General features: G+C 73.0%; 13 protein-coding genes and 2 pseudogenes. 5 read left to right on the forward strand and 10 right to left on the reverse strand.

Annotation, left to right across the window (positions count from 1 at the left end; all coding sequences use genetic code 11):
- Positions 1–5: 5 nt before the first annotated feature.
- Together ACZ4M3_RS23035 and ACZ4M3_RS23040 are read right to left on the reverse strand one after the other, a co-directional pair.
- Positions 6–2,402, reverse strand: a complete 2,397-nt coding sequence (locus tag ACZ4M3_RS23035) for an ATP-binding cassette domain-containing protein (protein ID WP_467735435.1) — start codon at positions 2,400–2,402, stop codon at positions 6–8.
- A gap of 276 nt (positions 2,403–2,678) precedes the next feature.
- Positions 2,679–3,371, reverse strand: a pseudogene (locus tag ACZ4M3_RS23040) (polyketide synthase dehydratase domain-containing protein); the annotation flags it as partial.
- 204 nt (positions 3,372–3,575) lie between these two features.
- Between ACZ4M3_RS23040 and ACZ4M3_RS23045 the strand changes: the two are divergent.
- Entirely contained in the window at positions 3,576–4,796 is a 1,221-nt protein-coding gene (locus ACZ4M3_RS23045) for a putative Ig domain-containing protein (RefSeq protein WP_467735437.1), read from the forward strand.
- Between the two features lie 24 nt (positions 4,797–4,820).
- On the opposite strand, the gene ACZ4M3_RS23050 is transcribed toward ACZ4M3_RS23045, so the two are convergent.
- The 3 genes from ACZ4M3_RS23050 to ACZ4M3_RS23060 form a co-directional block, all read right to left on the reverse strand.
- Positions 4,821–5,417 (reverse strand): hypothetical protein, encoded by a 597-nt coding sequence (locus ACZ4M3_RS23050; protein ID WP_467735438.1) that lies wholly within the window; start codon positions 5,415–5,417, stop codon positions 4,821–4,823.
- Between the two features lie 405 nt (positions 5,418–5,822).
- Entirely contained in the window at positions 5,823–6,677 is an 855-nt protein-coding gene (locus ACZ4M3_RS23055) for a DMT family transporter (protein WP_467735494.1), read from the reverse strand.
- Between the two features lie 72 nt (positions 6,678–6,749).
- A complete protein-coding gene (locus tag ACZ4M3_RS23060; protein WP_467735440.1) occupies positions 6,750–7,616 on the reverse strand; it encodes an MmyB family transcriptional regulator in 867 nt (288 codons plus the stop codon).
- Between the two features lie 194 nt (positions 7,617–7,810).
- Here ACZ4M3_RS23060 and ACZ4M3_RS23065 point away from each other — a divergent pair, with 194 nt between their 5' ends.
- The 3 genes and pseudogenes from ACZ4M3_RS23065 (at position 7,811) to ACZ4M3_RS23075 (ending at position 10,671) form a co-directional block, all read left to right on the forward strand.
- Positions 7,811–9,187 (forward strand): MFS transporter, encoded by a 1,377-nt coding sequence (locus ACZ4M3_RS23065; RefSeq protein ID WP_467735496.1) that lies wholly within the window; start codon positions 7,811–7,813, stop codon positions 9,185–9,187.
- Between the two features lie 186 nt (positions 9,188–9,373).
- A pseudogene (locus ACZ4M3_RS23070) lies at positions 9,374–9,505 on the forward strand (inositol monophosphatase family protein); the annotation flags it as partial.
- 434 nt (positions 9,506–9,939) lie between these two features.
- Positions 9,940–10,671, forward strand: coding sequence for a hypothetical protein (locus ACZ4M3_RS23075; RefSeq protein ID WP_467735442.1), 732 nt, complete (start codon positions 9,940–9,942; stop codon positions 10,669–10,671).
- Between the two features lie 17 nt (positions 10,672–10,688).
- Here the strand turns inward: ACZ4M3_RS23075 and ACZ4M3_RS23080 are convergent, their stop codons facing one another.
- From ACZ4M3_RS23080 to ACZ4M3_RS23090, 3 genes are all read right to left on the reverse strand, one after another.
- Positions 10,689–11,084, reverse strand: coding sequence for a DUF2267 domain-containing protein (locus ACZ4M3_RS23080; protein ID WP_467735444.1), 396 nt, complete (start codon positions 11,082–11,084; stop codon positions 10,689–10,691).
- A 159-nt stretch (positions 11,085–11,243) separates the two neighbouring features.
- The gene (locus ACZ4M3_RS23085) at positions 11,244–11,927 is read right to left on the reverse strand and encodes an esterase/lipase family protein (protein WP_467735446.1); all 684 of its coding nucleotides are present in this window, start codon (positions 11,925–11,927) and stop codon (positions 11,244–11,246) included.
- Positions 11,928–12,066: 139 nt separating this feature from the next.
- Positions 12,067–12,966: a LysR family transcriptional regulator gene (locus ACZ4M3_RS23090; RefSeq protein ID WP_467735448.1), complete on the reverse strand. Its 900-nt coding sequence runs from the start codon at positions 12,964–12,966 to the stop codon at positions 12,067–12,069.
- Positions 12,967–13,036: 70 nt separating this feature from the next.
- Here ACZ4M3_RS23090 and ACZ4M3_RS23095 point away from each other — a divergent pair, with 70 nt between their 5' ends.
- The gene (locus ACZ4M3_RS23095) at positions 13,037–13,396 is read left to right on the forward strand and encodes a nuclear transport factor 2 family protein (RefSeq protein ID WP_467735450.1); all 360 of its coding nucleotides are present in this window, start codon (positions 13,037–13,039) and stop codon (positions 13,394–13,396) included.
- Positions 13,397–13,475: 79 nt separating this feature from the next.
- Here the strand turns inward: ACZ4M3_RS23095 and ACZ4M3_RS23100 are convergent, their stop codons facing one another.
- Both ACZ4M3_RS23100 and ACZ4M3_RS23105 read right to left on the reverse strand, forming a co-directional pair.
- Positions 13,476–15,191: an acyl-CoA dehydrogenase family protein gene (locus ACZ4M3_RS23100; protein WP_467735451.1), complete on the reverse strand. Its 1,716-nt coding sequence runs from the start codon at positions 15,189–15,191 to the stop codon at positions 13,476–13,478.
- A gap of 69 nt (positions 15,192–15,260) precedes the next feature.
- Entirely contained in the window at positions 15,261–15,827 is a 567-nt protein-coding gene (locus ACZ4M3_RS23105) for a PadR family transcriptional regulator (RefSeq protein WP_467735453.1), read from the reverse strand.
- Between the last annotated feature and the right edge of the window lie 312 nt (positions 15,828–16,139).

The raw sequence follows: 16,139 nt of genomic DNA on the forward strand, positions 1-16,139 counted from the left end.
CCCGGTCAGGCGCCCACGTACGCCGCGAGGTGTTCGCCGGTGAGCGTGGAGCGGGCGGCGACGAGGTCGGCGGGGGTGCCCTCGAAGACGATCCGGCCGCCGTCGTGGCCGGCTCCGGGGCCGAGGTCGATGATCCAGTCGGCGTGCGCCATCACCGCCTGGTGGTGTTCCACGACGATGACCGACTTGCCGGAGTCCACGAGCCGGTCGAGCAGGCCGAGCAACTGCTCGACGTCGGCGAGGTGCAGTCCCGCGGTCGGCTCGTCGAGGACGTAGACGCCGCCCCGGTCCGCCATGTGCGTGGCCAGCTTGAGCCGCTGCCGTTCGCCGCCGGAGAGCGTGGTGAGCGGCTGGCCGATGGTCAGGTAGCCGAGGCCGACGTCGGCGAGCCGTTCGAGGACGCGGTGGGCGGCCGGGGTGCGCGCCTCGCCCTCGCCGAAGAACGCCTCGGCCTCGGTCACCGGCATCGCGAGGACCTCACTGATGTCGCGGCCGCCGAGGCGGTATTCCAGTACCGACGCCTGGAACCGCTTGCCCTCGCACTCCTCGCAGGTGGTGGCGACCCCCGCCATCATCGCCAGGTCGGTGTAGACGACCCCGGCGCCGTTGCAGGTGGGGCAGGCGCCTTCGGAGTTGGAGCTGAACAGGGCCGGCTTGACGCCGTTGGCCTTGGCGAAGGCCTTGCGGATCGGGTCGAGCAGGCCGGTGTACGTGGCCGGGTTGCTGCGTCGCGAGCCGCGGATCGGTCCCTGGTCGACCGACACCACACCCGCGTCGGCGGCCCCCCGGCTCTTGACGAGCGAGCCGTGCACGAGCGAGCTCTTGCCGGAGCCGGCGACCCCGGTGACGACGGCCAGTACCCCGAGCGGGATGTCGACGTCGACACCCTGGAGGTTGTGCGTCGTCGCGCCGCGGATCTCCAGCGTGCCGGTGGGCGTCCGCGGCTTCTCCTTGAGGACGGCCCGGTCGTCGAAGTGGCGGCCGGTGATGGTGCCGCCGCTCCTGAGCCCCTCGACGGTTCCCTCGAAGCAGACGGTGCCGCCGGCCGTTCCGGCGCCGGGTCCGAGGTCGACCACGTGGTCGGCGATCGCGATCGTCTCCGGCTTGTGCTCCACCACGAGCACCGTGTTGCCCTTGTCCCGCAGCCGCAGCAGCAGGCCGTTCATCCGCTGGATGTCGTGCGGGTGCAGGCCGGTGGTGGGCTCGTCGAACACGTAGGTCACGTCGGTCAGCGAGGAGCCGAGGTGGCGGATCATCTTGACGCGCTGGGCCTCGCCGCCCGACAGCGTGCCGGAGGGGCGGTCGAGCGAGAGGTAGCCGAGGCCGATCTCCCCGAACGAGTCGAGGGTCTGGCGCAGCGCGGCGAGCAGCGGCGCCACCGAGGGCTCGTCGAGACCGCGGACCCAGTCGGCGAGGTCGCTGATCTGCATCGCGCAGGCATCGGCGATGCTGATCCCCTTGATCTTCGACGAGCGGGCGCCCTCGCTGAGGCGGGTGCCCTCGCACTCGGGGCAGGTGGTGAAGGTGACCGCGCGGTCCACGAACTCGCGGATGTGCGGCTGCATCGCCTCCCGGTCCTTGGAGAGCATCGACTTCTGGACCCGGGGGACGAGCCCCTCGTAGGTCATGTTGATGCCCGCGATCTTCATCCGGGTCGGTTCGTGGTGCAGGAAGTCGTGCAGTTCCCGCTTGGTGTACTTGCGGATCGGCTTGTCCGGGTCGAGGAAGCCCGACTCCTTGTACAGCCGCATGTTCCAGCCGTCCGTACCGTAGCCGGGGATGGTGACCGCGCCCTCGGAGAGCGACTTGGAGTCGTCGTAGAGCTGGGTGAGGTCGAGGTCGGAGACCGTGCCGCGGCCTTCGCAGCGCGGACACATGCCGCCGGTGCGGCTGAAGGCCGCCTTCACCGCCTTCTTGGCGCCGCGCTCGACGGTGATGGCGCCGCTCGCACGGACGGAGGGGACGTTGAAGGCGTACGCGCCGGGCGGGCCGATGTGGGGCGCTCCGAGGCGGCTGAAGAGGATGCGGAGCATCGCGTTGGCGTCGGTGGCGGTACCGACCGTGGAGCGCGGGTCACCGCCCATCCGCTGCTGGTCGACGGTGATCACGGTCGTCAGCCCGTCGAGTACGTCGGCCTCGGGCCGGGCCAGCGTAGGCATGAAACCCTGGACGAACGCGCTGTACGTCTCGTTGATCAGCCGCTGCGACTCGGCCGCGATGGTGCTGAACACCAGGGAGCTCTTGCCGGAGCCGGAGACGCCGGTGAACACCGTCAGCCGGCGCTTGGGGATCTCGATGCTGACGTCCTTGAGGTTGTTCTCGCGCGCGCCGTGCACGCGGATCACGTCGTGGCTGTCGGCAACGTGCGGCGTGGGTGACTGCGCGTCCGTCCTCATGGCCATGCTTCTCGTTTCTCCATCCTCGCGACCGGTGTCCGTGCCGGTCACGCTACGGGCGGGCGGCGGCGTTCGCTTCTCCATTCCTGACCGGTCGCGCGGGCGGGGGCGCCCGGTGGGCGCACGACAAAAGGCCCCGGTCTCCGTGAGGAGGCCGGGGCCTTGATCGAGCGCTGGGCAGGCCTTGCACCTGCATCCCCCCACGGGAAGTGGGGTGTCTTTCCTTGGACCACCAACGCATGTCCCGTAGGCCGTGTTTCGCGGCCCCGAGCTCAAGGTCAACTATAGCGTAAGAAACCGCGGGGGCCCGAACGACGCGCCGGACCGGCCCCGGGGGTGCGGAGGAACCGCTTCCGCCGCACCACGCGGGGGGTGGGCGGTCAGAACCAGTTGACGGTGAGGGGGAAGGCGGCGGTGACGGTAGACCTCCCGTTCGGCGGCGCCGAGGTAGCGGCGCATCACCAGTTCCCGTGAGGCGGGGTCGCTCCAGCCACGGCGGGCCAGGCACCAGCCCTCGGGCCGGGGTTCGCCGATACCGCACACCTCGGGGGTGAACTTCATCGGCCACACCCGCTCGTCGGCGCCGAAGCGGCGGTACGTCCACCCCTCGATCCGGGCCCACACGGCGCCGGTGGCCCGGCGCAGCTCTATGTCGCCGCGTACGGTGACCGGCTGCACCTCGCGGATGCGGGCGGTGGCGGCGACCAGCTCTCCGGTGGCCGGCTGGGGCCCGAAGAAGCGGACGCGGTCCACGGTGGCCGGGAAGACCAGCCGGTCCACGGGGAGCCGGAGCTGCATCCAGTGGCCGAACAGCTGCCCCGCGGCGTCCAGCAGCGCCCCCGGATCCGGTAGCGCCCGCAGCACGCCTTCGATGCCGTCCGCGCCCACGGACCGGACCTCGTGCACGGCGGCGAAGCGGGGGCCGTGGAACATCCACCGGTCGCGGTACAGGGCCCGCGCGCTGACGGGGGCGGGCCCCGGCTCGCGCCCGCCGGCCGCTGGGCCGGGCGGCCCGCGCGTTCATCGCACATGCCGGGCACAAGGCACCCGTGCGGGAACCGGTGCGCTGACCCGGGAAACGCGCTGGAGCCGAGAAATGCCCCCTCGGCACCGAACGATGCCCCGACGGGCGGCCGTCGGGTCTGGCGGCGAGTGCTGACACCCCGTCACATTGGGCGCATGCCACGACTCCTCACACCCCGCCTGGCCGTCGCCGCCCTCGCGACCGCGGCCCTGGCCACGGTCCTGCCGACCGCCGCCTGGATGAGCGGCGCCACCGCCACGGCGGCGGCCGCGCCCCTGGCGCCGGAGAAGAGGTGCACCCTCCCCGGCGGCCTCAGCGAACTCAGCGGTCTCGCCACGAGCCACAAACATCCGGGCGTCCTGTACGCCGTCAACGACAGCGGCAACACCAACCAGGTCTTCGCCATCGACTGCGGCACCACCACCGGCCGCCTCGCGGCCACCTTCACGGTCTCCGGCGTCGGCAACACCGACTGGGAGGCACTGGCGATCGGCAAGGACGCCTCGGGCGGCCCCGCGATCCTCGTCGGTGACATCGGGGACAACTTCGCCGGCCGGGCCGAGATCACCGTGCACTCCTTCACCGAGCCCGACCAGCTCACCGACGCCACCGTCTCGCCGGTGACCTACCGCTTCGCGTACGCAGACGGCAAGCACGACGCCGAGTCGCTGATCGCCGACCCCGGTACCGGCCGGCTCTACGTAGCGAGCAAGATCATCGGCGCGGCGGGCCGGCTGTACCAGGCCCCGCTGCCGCCGGTGACCGGGCAGCTCAACACCCTCACCGCGGTCCGGCCCGGCCCGGTGTTCGCCACCGACGGGGCGTTCTCCCCGACGGGCGCCTCGTACACGCTGCGCAGCGGCGGGCCGCTGGGCGCCAACACCGCCACCGTCTACGACACGGCGGGGGTCAAGCTCGCGGACGTCGCCCTGCCCACCCAGTCGCAGGGCGAGACGGTGACGTACGCCGACTGCGCCAACCTGCTCGTCGGGTCGGAGAACGACACCCAGCTCTGGCGGGTGCCGCTACCGCCGGAGGCCGCGCCGGGCTGCGGCACGACGCCGACGCCGACTCCGACACCCACGCCGACACCCACCCCCACCCCCACGCCCGGTGATTTGAAGTTCACCGACCCGGGCCCGCAGACGTGCAAGTTCAACCAGTCCTGCACCATCCGGCTCACCACCACCGGCGGGCAGGGCCCGGTCCGGTACGCCGCCACCGGCCTGCCCTGGGGCCTGACCCTCGACCCGGCGTCCGGACGCGTGACGGGCAAGCCGTGGAGCGGCGGCACCGTCACGGTCACCGCGACCGCCGCCGATTCCGCCGGGGCCACCGCCGGCGCGAGCTTCCCCCTGACCGTCAACTGGTTCTGAGCCGGGCCGATGCGGCGGGCCGGATCAGGTCTCCCGGACGGGGGCCCGTTTCGCCCAGGCGATCGTCATGCTCAGGGCGAGGAGGGCGGCGGCCCACGCAACGGACTTCCACGGCGCGGTCGCCCCCTCCAGCTCCGGGGAGACCCGGCGCGCGGGATCGTAGGCGACCCGGACCTCCTGGCCGACCGCCGCCACGGCCCGGTCCTCCTTGAGCTCGGCCGGGTAGCCGCCCGGGCAGCCGAGCGCGAAGCGGTACACCGTCCGCTCGGGCGGAGCGCCCTCACCGGCGGAACTCTGCACCTTGGTGTGGACCTCGCGCACCGCGCAGACGGCCACGGCCGGCCGCCGCGCCGCCTGGTCGGCGGCCGCCACCGCCAGCAGCATCCCGAGGGCCAGCAGCAGCGCCCCGAAGAACCCGCCGCTGCCCCCGACCAGCACGAGGTACGCCGCGCAGGCGCCGAGCACCAAGGCCGCCCCGCCCACCAGCGCGACGGCACCCACCGGCGCCGACGAGCCCGCGAAACACCAGCTCGCCCATCCGTACACGGCCGCCGCGGCCGGCACCGGCAGCACCGCCGTACCGACCCTGCGAACCCGTCGCGCACCGTCCGGCACGTCCACCACCCCCACACCCTGGGACGCCCACCGCCCGCTCCCGGTTTTCCCCCCCCGCGCTCCGGCCCGGCGGCCAGGGACTGCGATGGGGGCCGTACCGCCGTCCCGTGCGGCCCGGCGGCGCTGTCGTCCTCAGCGTCGCCGGGCCAGCGGTCGGGCGACTGCGAGGGAGAACACCCGCAGCAGGCGCCGTCGGCGTTGCGCGCTCCAGCAGGTCGTGGCCCCGGCGCTGCGCACGTTCCTGCCGTGGATCGCCTGCCGCGCCGACGGCCGCCTGGCCGTCATCGCCGGGCAGGTGCGGGCGAGTGCCGGGTCCGACGCGCCGATCGCCGGAACCGGGCCCGGCGGCCGTCGCCCACGTCACCCGCGTCCAGGCCGAGACCGGCCGCCCGGGCCGGGACCCCCGTCAGCTCATTCGGCTCCCGCGCCAGCCCGGGCCAGGGCCAGCACCCCGGCGCAGATCAGGGCCACGCCCAGGAGCTGGGGCAGCAGCCACCAATGGGTGCGCACGTGTTCCTCGTACAGCAGCACACCCAGCGCGACGCTCACCGTCGCGTCGCCGAGGGTCAGCGCGGGCTGCGATGCCACCAGCGGCCCGCCCTGCATGGCGTGTTCGAGGAACAACACGGCACACACGCCGCTCGCGGCGAAGGCGTAGGTCTCCCAGGCCATCAGGAACCCGGTGACCCCGCGCTCGTCGAGTACGTGCATGGCCGACTTCATGAGGGCGGCCGTGAGCGCGTAGCAGACGGCGGTGGCCGCGCCGAGGCATCCGGCCCGCATCCGGCCCGGCGGTCGCCGCAGTCCCGCCACGGCCAGCACGGCCACCGCCGACGAGCACGCCACCAGGGCCAGCCCCCAGCGATGGAGCGGTACGTGCGTACGGTTCCCGGCCGGCGACGCCGACACCAGTACGATCGCCAGCCCGGCCACCACGCCGCCCACGGCCAGCCACACCGCCCCCGGCATCCGGCGCCGCGCCACCAGCGAGGCGATCAGCAGCGCGAGCGGCAGCTCCAGTACGAACAGGGGCTGCACCAGCGCCAGCGCACCCGTGGCCAGCGCCGCCGCCTGCCCGACGCCGGCCGCGATCACCGCCAGGATCCCCGCGAGCCACAACGGCCGCCGCAGCAGGTCGCGGATCAGTCTGAACCGAAGGCCCCTGCCCTGCGGCACGGTGAGCGCCGCCCGCCGCTGGAGCACCGTCGCGAGGGCATTGCTGAGCGCCGCGAACAGCGCGCAGGAGACCGGCAGCAGGAAGCCCATGGCCTCGATCCTCACCGCTCGTCCCACCCCCTCCGCCTGCGACACGTCCGCGCCGGGGGCGGTGGGGACCGGTCAGGCCAACGCGGGCGACAACGACAGCGACAGCGACCGGAGGCGTTCGAGGCGTTCGCGGGTCTCCGCGTCCATCGGCACGTAGGTCACCAGACGAGGTCCCGAAGCGGGTCCCAGCCACAGGTTGGTGTGCTCCAGGTGCAGTACGCCGACATGGCGGTTGCGGATGTACTTCGACTTCCCGCCCTGGCCGACCACCTCGTGCCGCGCCCAGATCTCCCGGAATTCGGGCGACGCCGCTTCCAGCCGCGCCAGCAGCGACTTCCAGGCCGGCTCGGCCAGGTGCTCGGCCATCGAGGCACGGAACTTGGCGGCCATCAGCCGGTTGCTCTCGGGCAGCTCCACCACGGCCGCCCGCCACTCCGGGTCGGTGAACGCCAGCCACATGCAGTTCCGGTCCTCCGGCGCCACCCGGTCCAGGTCGCACAGCAGGCGCCCGTACGTCGTGTTGTACGCGAGGATGTCGTACCGGCTGTTCTGGACGGCGGCCGGGATCGGGTCCAGCTGGTCGAGCATCGCCCGCAGGGCCGGAGTCACGCTCGGGCAGGGCGTGAGCGGCGCCGGGTCGATGCTGCCGGCCAGCGAGAACAGGTGCGCGCGCTCGCTGCGGTCCAGCAGCAGGGCCCGGGCGAGCGCGTCCAGCACCTGCGGGGACACCTGGATCTCGCGGGCCTGCTCCAGCCAGGTGTACCAGGTGACCCCGACCGCGGCGAGCTGCGCGACCTCCTCGCGGCGCAGTCCCGGGGTGCGCCGTCGGCGGCCGCGGACGAGCCCGACCTGCTCGGGGGTGATGCGCTCGCGCCGACTGCGCAGGAAGTCCGCCAGTTCGTGCCGGCGCATGTCGCTTTCCGGGGCCACAGTGGTCATGGGTCCAGGGTGCCGCACCGCGCAGCCGGTTGCCAGGTACTCCTGATACCAGGATAAGGACACTCTGGTACCAGGCTGAGCCAGGGTGGATCGTCTTCCTCGTGAGCGAAGCAACCAGATCCATCGAAACGGCCGTACGCACGGACCTTCCGACCCCGCCGGCCCCCGCGGGCCCGGTCCCCGCCCCGGGAGCGGTGCTGGGCACCCTCGGGCTGTTCACCGTGCTGCTGGGGGCGGCCCTCCCCCTGATCGACTTCTTCATCGTCAATGTCGCCCTGCCGGCCATCGACAGCGACCTCGCCGCTGGTCCCGCCCTGCTGGAACTGATCGTCGGCGGCTACGGAGTCACGTACGCCGTGCTGCTGGTCCTCGGCGGGCGCCTCGGTGACACGGTCGGCCGCCGCAGGCTGTTCCTGACCGGCATGGCCGCCTTCGGCGTCACCTCGCTGGCCTGCGGCCTGGCGCCCACCGCCTGGACACTGGTCGCGGCGCGGGTCGCCCAGGGGGCCTCGGCGGCGCTCATGCTGCCGCAGGTGCTCGCCACCATCCAGGCCACCACGCAGGGGCCGCGCCGGGCCCGCGCCATGAGCTTCTACGGTGCGACCGCCGGCCTGTCCATGGTGGCGGGGCAGATCCTCGGCGGTGTCCTGGTGGCCGCCGACGTGGCCGGCTCCGGCTGGCGCTCGGTCTTCCTCGTGAACGTCCCGGTCGTACTGGTGGGGCTGGTACTCGCCGTCCGTGCCGTTCCGGAGACCCGTTCGCAGCGCCCCGCCTCGGTCGACGTACCGGGCACGCTGCTGCTGGCCCTGTCGCTCGTGTCCCTGCTGCTGCCGCTGACCGAGGGCCGGGCGGCCGGCTGGCCCCTGTGGACGTGGGTCTCGCTGTGCGTCTTCCCGCTGGCGGCCGCGGCGTTCTACGTGACCGAGCGCCGGGCCGACCGGCTGGGCCGGACCCCGCTGGTCCCGCCCAGCCTGCTGCGGCTGGAATCGCTGCGGCGCGGGCTGTTGATGATGGTGCCGTTCTCGATCGGCTTCAGCGGATTCATGTTCGTGATCGCCGTGACGCTCCAGCAGGGGCTGCGCATGGGGCCGGTCTCGGCGGGGCTCGCGCTGGTGCCGATGGCGGTCGCCTTCTTCGCGGCCTCGCTCGCCGGACCCCGGCTGGTCGGCCGGTACGGCAGCCGGGTCGTGACCGTGGGCGGCGTGCTCCAGGCCCTCGGCATCGGCCTGCTGGTGCTGGCGGTCCTGCGTGACTGGCCGGAGCTCGGGCTCCTCGGGCTCGCGCCGGGCGTCGCCGTGGCGGGGCTCGGCCAGGGGCTCCAACTGCCGGTGCTGATGCGGCTGATGCTCTCGGACGTACCGGCCGACCGGGCCGGGGTGGGTGGCGGCGTCATGGTCACCACGCAGCAGTCGGCGCTGGCCCTGGGCGTCGCGACCCTGGGCAGCCTCTTCCTCGCGCTCACCCCGTCGACCGGGATGCGCGACGCCCTCACGACGACCCTGCTGGTCCAGCTGGGCCTGATCGCGCTGACGGTACTGCTCAGCCTCCGTCTCCCGCGCGTGATGCGCTGACGCGCCGCGGCAGCGCCGGGACGGCAAGCGCCCGTTCTCGGGGGCTGCCGGCCGGTCCCGCTGCGGGAGCCGCACTCGGGAGCGGCCCGGGACCGCGCACCCGCCGAGCGGGCGGGGCACGTCCGGTTCAGCGCCGAACCGGCCCGCGGTTCCGGGCCGACGGCGCCGGCGAAGTGCGCGCAGCCCCGCCGGCTGCCCGGCTCCGCCGTCGTGGGCGAGGAAGCCGCGCACGCCGACCCGACGTGGTACGCGGCGCTGCGCGCCGACGCGCCCGTCTCGATCGTGGGTACCGTCGACGGTCCCCGGCATGAGCCCGGGCAACGTGGACGGTCAGGTGCGGAGACCCACCGGCCGCCGGGCCGCGCAGGCGCCCGGGGCCGCGCCACGTTCACGGCGGCCCGGCCCACGACGAAGTCGTCCATGGCGGCGACTCACCGGCGGCGGCGCCCTCCGCCGACCCCGCGCCGTCGGGCCGTATCGGCAGTGCCCACGCACGGTCGGCCGTGCCTCCCGCACCCCCGCCGCACGCGCTGGTCCTTGGCGCGCTCCCGTACCGCCGTCGTGGCGTACCAGCCGTACACCTCGCCCGCCCGTACCCCGGACCACCCGCCGGACTCGGTTGCCCGCTCCGCTCCGTCCTCCCCCCGGGCGGCCGTCGCGTCAACTGCCGTCCGGCTTTCGGGTAAAGAAGGGCTTGCGCCTGGGTAGCATCCGACAGCACCACCGTGAGGCAAGAGGAAAGTGAGCCGCACATGGCCAACGAGCCTGTCACCACGCCCATCCACAACCTGTACGCGCAGCGGTTCGCCGCCGATCTCGAAACCAACCGCAAGGAACAGGCGGACCTCACCGCGCAGATCGAGGAACTCGAAGTACGCCTGAAGCAACTGAAGTCGGACGAGAGCTGGCTCTGCGGTGTGCAGGGCGTACTGCCCCCCGCCGGGGAGCCCGCGCCCCCCGCTCCCGCCTCCGCGGACACGGCGACGACCGGAGCCGTTCCCCGTCCCCGGCAGGCGAAGAAGAGCACGGGCGGGGCGACGCGGACGCGGAAGACGACCCCGCCGAAGAAGTCCTCCTCGGCGGCCGTGCCGGCCGCCGAGGCCAAGGCCGAGCCCAAAGCCGCCGCCCGAAAGCCCGCCGCCGCCAAGGCGAAGCAGAGCGTCGAGGCCAAGAAGCCGGTCAGGACGGAGGAGCCCCCGCTGCGCGAACTCGTCCACGCGCTCCTGTCCAAGGCCGCGGAACCCCGCATGGTGAGCGAGGTCACCGCCGAACTGACGCAGGCGCACCCCGGCCGGACGGCCTCCGGCCAGGTCATCCGCAACACCCTGGAAGGCCTGGTCAAGAAGGGGCAGATCGAGAAGGAGCACCGGCAGGGATCGGTGATGTACACCGCCCTCCAGCCCGCACCGGCGGCAGCGGCGGAGCCGGTGGCCGAGACCGCCGTCGCCGGCCCCGGCGCGGAGGCCGTGGCCCCCGCGCCGTAGTCGGCGGTCGGCCTGCGTCAGACCGGTTCCGTGCGGCCGAACAGCAGCGCGTAACCGGCCGGCAGTTGGGCGAGCGTGCGCCGCAGTACCTCCGCGTCGACGACGTCGGCCACGGTGCTGAGGACCGCGCTGCTGTCCCAGTGGGCGGTATCAGGGGTCGCGCCCTCGATGAGGAGCGCGACCGCCTCCGCGAACTGCGGCGGCCCGAGCGGCGCGGTCGCCGGGACCGCGTCGAGAAGCGGCGGCGCGCAGGGGTCGGGAAGCTGGGCGGCGAGCTCCTTCCGCTGGGTGTCCGCGAGGTGGCCGCCCAAGGTGGCCAGCACCGCGCGGGTGGATCGCTCGGCTTCCCGTGCGGTCGGGTATTGGCCGCGTTCTTGGACCTGGGCCAGGAACTCGTCCCATGCGATGGCCACGGTGGGTCTCCCTTGTCGACGTCGCGTTTTCCGGCTCGCTTACAGGGCGAGCCTGCCCCGGACCGCCCTCCGCAGCCCCGGGGGCGGCACATTCGTCTCCGCCCGGGCCCGCGGATCCCACCCGTTCGGCGGAACATCACCGGCCAGCGGCTGCCGCCCTCAGCGGAGGTGGTCCCTGACCTGCGTGTAGACCCGGGCGTCGACGGGGAAGGCCGTGTGCTGCACGCATCCCGCCTCGGTGTTCACCGCGCCGCTGAGTGCGACGCTGCTGCTGTCGGGACTGATGAGGCTGTCGCACTGCGACCACCAGGTGGCGTAGCGGGCCGAGCCGGGGGTCTCGTCACCGGCGTTGAGCCCGCCCAGGAAGGGCGAGCCGGGGCGCATCTCGGCGCAGGCCGCGCCGCCGCACAGGTAGGCGGCGCTGGTGCCGTGGTTCGGGCCGGCGAGGGAGACCCACGCGTCGACCTTGCCGTCCCCGCCGAGGTTCTTGAGGTAGTAGCGGGACGAGAGCGCGCCCATGGAATGCGTGACCAGGTCCACCTTGGCGGCGCCGGTGGCAGCGAGGACGCGGTCGATCTCGGCGGCGAGCTGGTGGGCGGTCGTGACGTTGGACTGGGAGGCCGGGTAGCTCCACTGGTCCAGGCGGCCGGCCGGCCAGCCATCGGCACGGAAGCGGTCGGCCATGGTGTTCCAGGTGGAACCGTCGCTGTTCCAGCCGTGTACGAAGACGATCGGATCGGGCCGGGCCGCGACGGGCACCGACGGTGTGGCGGCGGCCTGGGGAACGAACGCGGCGAACGCGAGGGCTGCGGCGGGCGCGGCCCGCAGGAGGTGGGGGTTCACGCCGCCAGGTTGTAGCGGAGCCGGCCGCCCCGGTCCCGGGGTCGGGCGGTGCGCTCACCCGACTGGGCGCCGACTTTCACCGCAGGAACGTTCCGGCCCCCGGCACCGGCCCCGGCACCGGCCCGCTGCCCGACGGCCGTCAGGCCTGTGGCCGCGTCAGTGCCTCGTGGAGCGCGGTCAGGACGAGGCGGGCCGCGGGGGCGCGCTGGTCGGGGCGGATCGCCAGGCCGAGGCAGGCCCGGGTCGCGGCGTCGCGGACGGGCACGGTACGCAGCCCCTCCTCGGCAGCGGAGGACCGGGTCAGGACGGCGACGCCCGCCCCGCGCCGGGCCAGCCCCGTCAGCGCCAGCGGGGAACCGGCCTCGATCGCGACCTGCGGCCGCAGGCCGGCCCGCTCGCACGACCGGTCGTACGCGGCCCTGATGCCCGTCCCCGGCGGCAGACACAGCACGTTCTCCGCCTGGAGGTCCGCCAGGCACAAGGACGCGCGGTCCAGCCGGTGACCGACGGGCACCACCGCCGTCAGCGGCTCTTCGAGGAACGCGGCCACGTCCAGGCCGTCGGTGTCCTCGGCGCCGCCTCCCGCGCCGTCCGCGAAGGCGATCAGCGCCAGGTCGAGGGAGCGTGCCAGCACCCTTGCCCGCAGCGCCTCCGAGTCGTCCTCGTGCAGGCTGAGTTCGATACCCGGATGGGTGGCGGCGAGCCCGGCCACGACATCGAGCAGGCCCGGCATCGAGCATCCCCTGATCATGCCGAGCCGGACCCGCCCCCGTACGGCCTCGGCGAACTCGGCTGCCGTGTGCGCGATGGCGTCCAGCGTCTCCAGGGCCTGCCGGGCCAGCGGCAGCACCGCCTCCCCGGCCGGGGTGAGCCGCGTCCGGCGCCCCGAGCGGTCCAGGAGCCGCTGGCCCAGCTCCCGCTCCAGCTTTCCCACCTGCGTACTGATGCCGGACTGGCTCACGTGCAGCCGTACCGCCGCGGCGGTGAACGAGCCCTCTTCGACCACGGCCGCGAAGTAGCGCAACTGGTGCATCTCCATAAGCAGCAATGATACGAGCCATCACATCCATCTGTTGGACGGATGGATCACGGGAGGAGAGCATGGAGTCATGACGACGACCATGACCCCGGCCGAGATTTCCGAGACGTACTTCACCGCCTGGCAGGCGGGCGACTTCGACACCCTGAGCACCCTGCTCGCCCCCGACGTCGACTTCGTCGGCTCGCTCGGGACCGCCCGGGGCGTCGAGGAGTGCCTCCAGGGCCTGAAGAACCTGGGGCGGCTGCTGGAACGGATCGAGGTCCACACCCGCGTGGCCTCCGACACCGACGTGATCACCTGGTTCGACCTCCACGTGCCCGGCGCGGCGCCCACCCCCACCGCCAACTGGAGCCACGTCGAGAACGGCAAGATCACCCGGATCCGGGTCACCTTCGACCCCCGGTCCGTCCTCGCCACCTTCGGGTGAGCTCCGCCGCACCACTGGCATGCCCAGCGGTGCGGCGGCGTCCCCGGTGCGGCGGGCGGGCGCCCGCCGCCCGCTGCCGTTACGGCGTCATCTCGTACGCCCCGGACAGGGCTTCCACCCGCGCCCAGACGCGCGCCGCGCGGGCCTCGTCCACGACCGGGCGGCGGACGGCTCCCATCGCCCAGGCCTGCTGCGCCGCGGTGGCGGAGTCCTTGCCGTGCAGTTCGACGGCGTGGCCGGAGAAGTCGCGCACCAGCACCGAGAACAGCTCGTCGAGCACGGACTCGTCCAGCTCGGTCAGCCGGGCCTGTTCCAGGATCAGGTGACCGTGCACCACCAGCGCGAACAACTGGCCGACGGAGAGCAGGAAGTCGAGGTCGCGGCTCTGCTCGTCGTCGGGTGCCGTGGTGGCCACGAACTCGCACAGTGCGTCGGCCTGCTCCCGGAAGCGGGCGACGTTCGGTACCTCGGCGTAGGCGTCGTAGGCGGCGCGCCAGTCGTGGAAACGGACGGAACCCAGACCACGGGCCGGGCCCTGCCGGAAGAGGAAATCGTCGTCCGCCGCGTCGAGGCGGGTCGGCACCGCGGGGTAATCGACCGGCTCCAGCAGGTGGTTGCGCATGAACTTGAGGATCAGCGCGAGGTTGACGTGGACCGTGCCTTCGAGCTTGGGCAGGCTGCGGATCTCGACGGCCGCCTCGGCGAAGTAGGTGTCCTTCTCGAAGCCCTTGGCGGCGATGACGTCCCACATCAGGTCGATGACCTTCTCGCCCTCCGTGGTCACCTTCATCTTCGTCATCGGGTTGAAGAGCAGGTAGCGGCGGTCCTCGGGACCGGCCGAACGGAAGTAGTCGACGGCGCGGTCGCTGAACAGCTTCATGCCGACGAGGCGGACGTAGGCGTCGGCCAGTTCACGGCGCACGTGTGGGAAGGCGGTGACGGGGCGACCGTAGAGGACGCGGTTCTGCGCGTGGGTGACGGCCTCGTACATCGCGTGTTCGCAGATGCCGATCGAGGCGGTGCAGAGGTTGAACTTGCCGACGTTGACGGTGTTGAGGGCCGCGTCGAACGCGGCGCGGCCGGTGTGCAGGACGTCGTCCGGGGACACCGGGTAGTCGGCCAGGCGGAACTCGCTGACGTACTTCGAGGAGTCGACCACGTTCTGCACCAGGTGGTACGCCGGGTGCCGGCTGTCGGCCGCGAAGAAGACGTAGCCGTCCGGGCCCTCGATGTCGGTGCGCCGGCCGAAGACCGAGACGAGCCCGGCGGCGTTGCCGTTGCCGATGTAGTACTTGGAGCCGCTCGCCAGGAAGCCGCCGTCGCCGTCGGGCTCCAGCAGCATGTCGGTGGAGTAGATGTCCGCGCCGTGGGTCCGCTCGGACAGTCCGAAGGCGAAGACCTCGCCCTGCGAGAGGAGTTCGGCCGCGCGGCTGCGGGCGGCGGCGTTGTCGCTCTGCCACACCGGGCCGAGACCGAGGATGGTCACCTGCCACGCGTACCAGTAGTCGAGGCCGTAGAAGCCGAGGATCTCGTTGAGGGCGGCGATCCGGGCGGTGTCCCAGCGCTGGTCCTCCTGTCCGGCGGCGGCCGGGGTGAGGAAGGTGGCGAACAGGCCCTCCTTGGCGGCGAAGTCGAGGAACTCCCCCAGCCAGGCGCGGGAGCGGTAGTCCTCGATCAGCTTGCGCTTGCCGCGCGCCTCGAACCAGTCGACGGTGGCGCGCAGCAGCCTGCGGGTCTCGGGGTCGAAGTGCGCCGGGTCGTAGGTGCGCGGGTTGAACAGCAGGGAGTCGGCCATGGAGGCCCGCCTTTCGGAGGAGGAGAAGGGACGAGGGGGAAGGCGCCGGCAGTGCGTGAGCCGACCGGTTCAGGCGGACGGCGGTGCCACGCCGACGCGGTGGAGCGTGGCGAGGACGTCGTCCAGCCAGGCGATCGTCATCCGCTCGTACGCGATGCCGCCGCGCAGCACGACGTGCTGGAGTTCCTGCCCGGCGTCGAGCGGCGCGGGGGCCCCTGGGCCGGTGAAGTCACGCAGTTCCCCGGCGAGATAGTGCGCGAGCCGGTCGCTGTGCACCTGGTGGTGCCGCTCGACCTCGCGGATCAGTGCGGCCGGGTCGTCGAAAGCCGCGCCCCGGATCTTCACGGCGAGGTCGTGGCGCAGGCTCTCCGGTTCGATCGGCTCGTGCAGCCACCGGGCGAGGGCCGCGCGGCCGGGGGCGGTGACGGCGTACTCCTTCTTGTCCGGCCGGCCCTGCTGCGGCACCGCGCGGACGGTGAGCAGGCCGTCGCGCTCCATACGCCCCAGGACGCGGTAGATCTGCTGGTGCGTGGCGGTCCAGAAGTAGCCGATGGACCGGTCGAACCGCCGGGCGAGTTCGTAGCCTGAGCCGGGCATCTCCAGTAGGGACACGAGGATCGCGTGGTCGAGCGCCATGCCCCGATCCTTCTATGCAACTCGTTGCATAGACAAGTCCCGGCGCCCTGGTGAGACGCGGCTCACCCGGAGCGGACGGCCGCTTCCGGCGGGGCCACCGCCGATGGCCCGGGCACCCGCCTCCCCGCTCATCCTCTAGAGTCGACCGGCCGGGCAGGCCGTACCCCCGGTATCGGCCCGTGCGGCCGGCTTCTTCACGTCCAGTACATCGAACCAACCTCAGGGACGGACCCATTGAGCACCATCGGCATCGGCCAGGCAGCCGTTCTCGGCATCGTCGAAGGGGTCACCGAATTCCTGCCGGTCTCCTCC

The sequence above is a fragment of the Streptomyces sp. NPDC026522 genome, assembly GCF_055567555.1.

Excerpts from the sequence above, each read along its gene's own strand:
- ACZ4M3_RS23035 (WP_467735435.1), bottom strand. The coding sequence starts at position 2,402 with ATGGCCATGAGGACGGACGCGCAGTCACCCACGCCGCACGTTGCCGAC.
- ACZ4M3_RS23045 (WP_467735437.1), top strand. The coding sequence starts at position 3,576 with ATGCCACGACTCCTCACACCCCGCCTGGCCGTCGCCGCCCTCGCGACC.
- ACZ4M3_RS23055 (WP_467735494.1), bottom strand. The coding sequence starts at position 6,677 with ATGGGCTTCCTGCTGCCGGTCTCCTGCGCGCTGTTCGCGGCGCTCAGC.
- ACZ4M3_RS23060 (WP_467735440.1), bottom strand. The coding sequence starts at position 7,616 with ATGACCACTGTGGCCCCGGAAAGCGACATGCGCCGGCACGAACTGGCG.
- ACZ4M3_RS23075 (WP_467735442.1), top strand. The coding sequence starts at position 9,940 with ATGGCCAACGAGCCTGTCACCACGCCCATCCACAACCTGTACGCGCAG.
- ACZ4M3_RS23090 (WP_467735448.1), bottom strand. The coding sequence starts at position 12,966 with ATGGAGATGCACCAGTTGCGCTACTTCGCGGCCGTGGTCGAAGAGGGC.
- ACZ4M3_RS23095 (WP_467735450.1), top strand. The coding sequence starts at position 13,037 with ATGACGACGACCATGACCCCGGCCGAGATTTCCGAGACGTACTTCACC.
- ACZ4M3_RS23100 (WP_467735451.1), bottom strand. The coding sequence starts at position 15,191 with ATGGCCGACTCCCTGCTGTTCAACCCGCGCACCTACGACCCGGCGCAC.
- ACZ4M3_RS23105 (WP_467735453.1), bottom strand. The coding sequence starts at position 15,827 with ATGGCGCTCGACCACGCGATCCTCGTGTCCCTACTGGAGATGCCCGGC.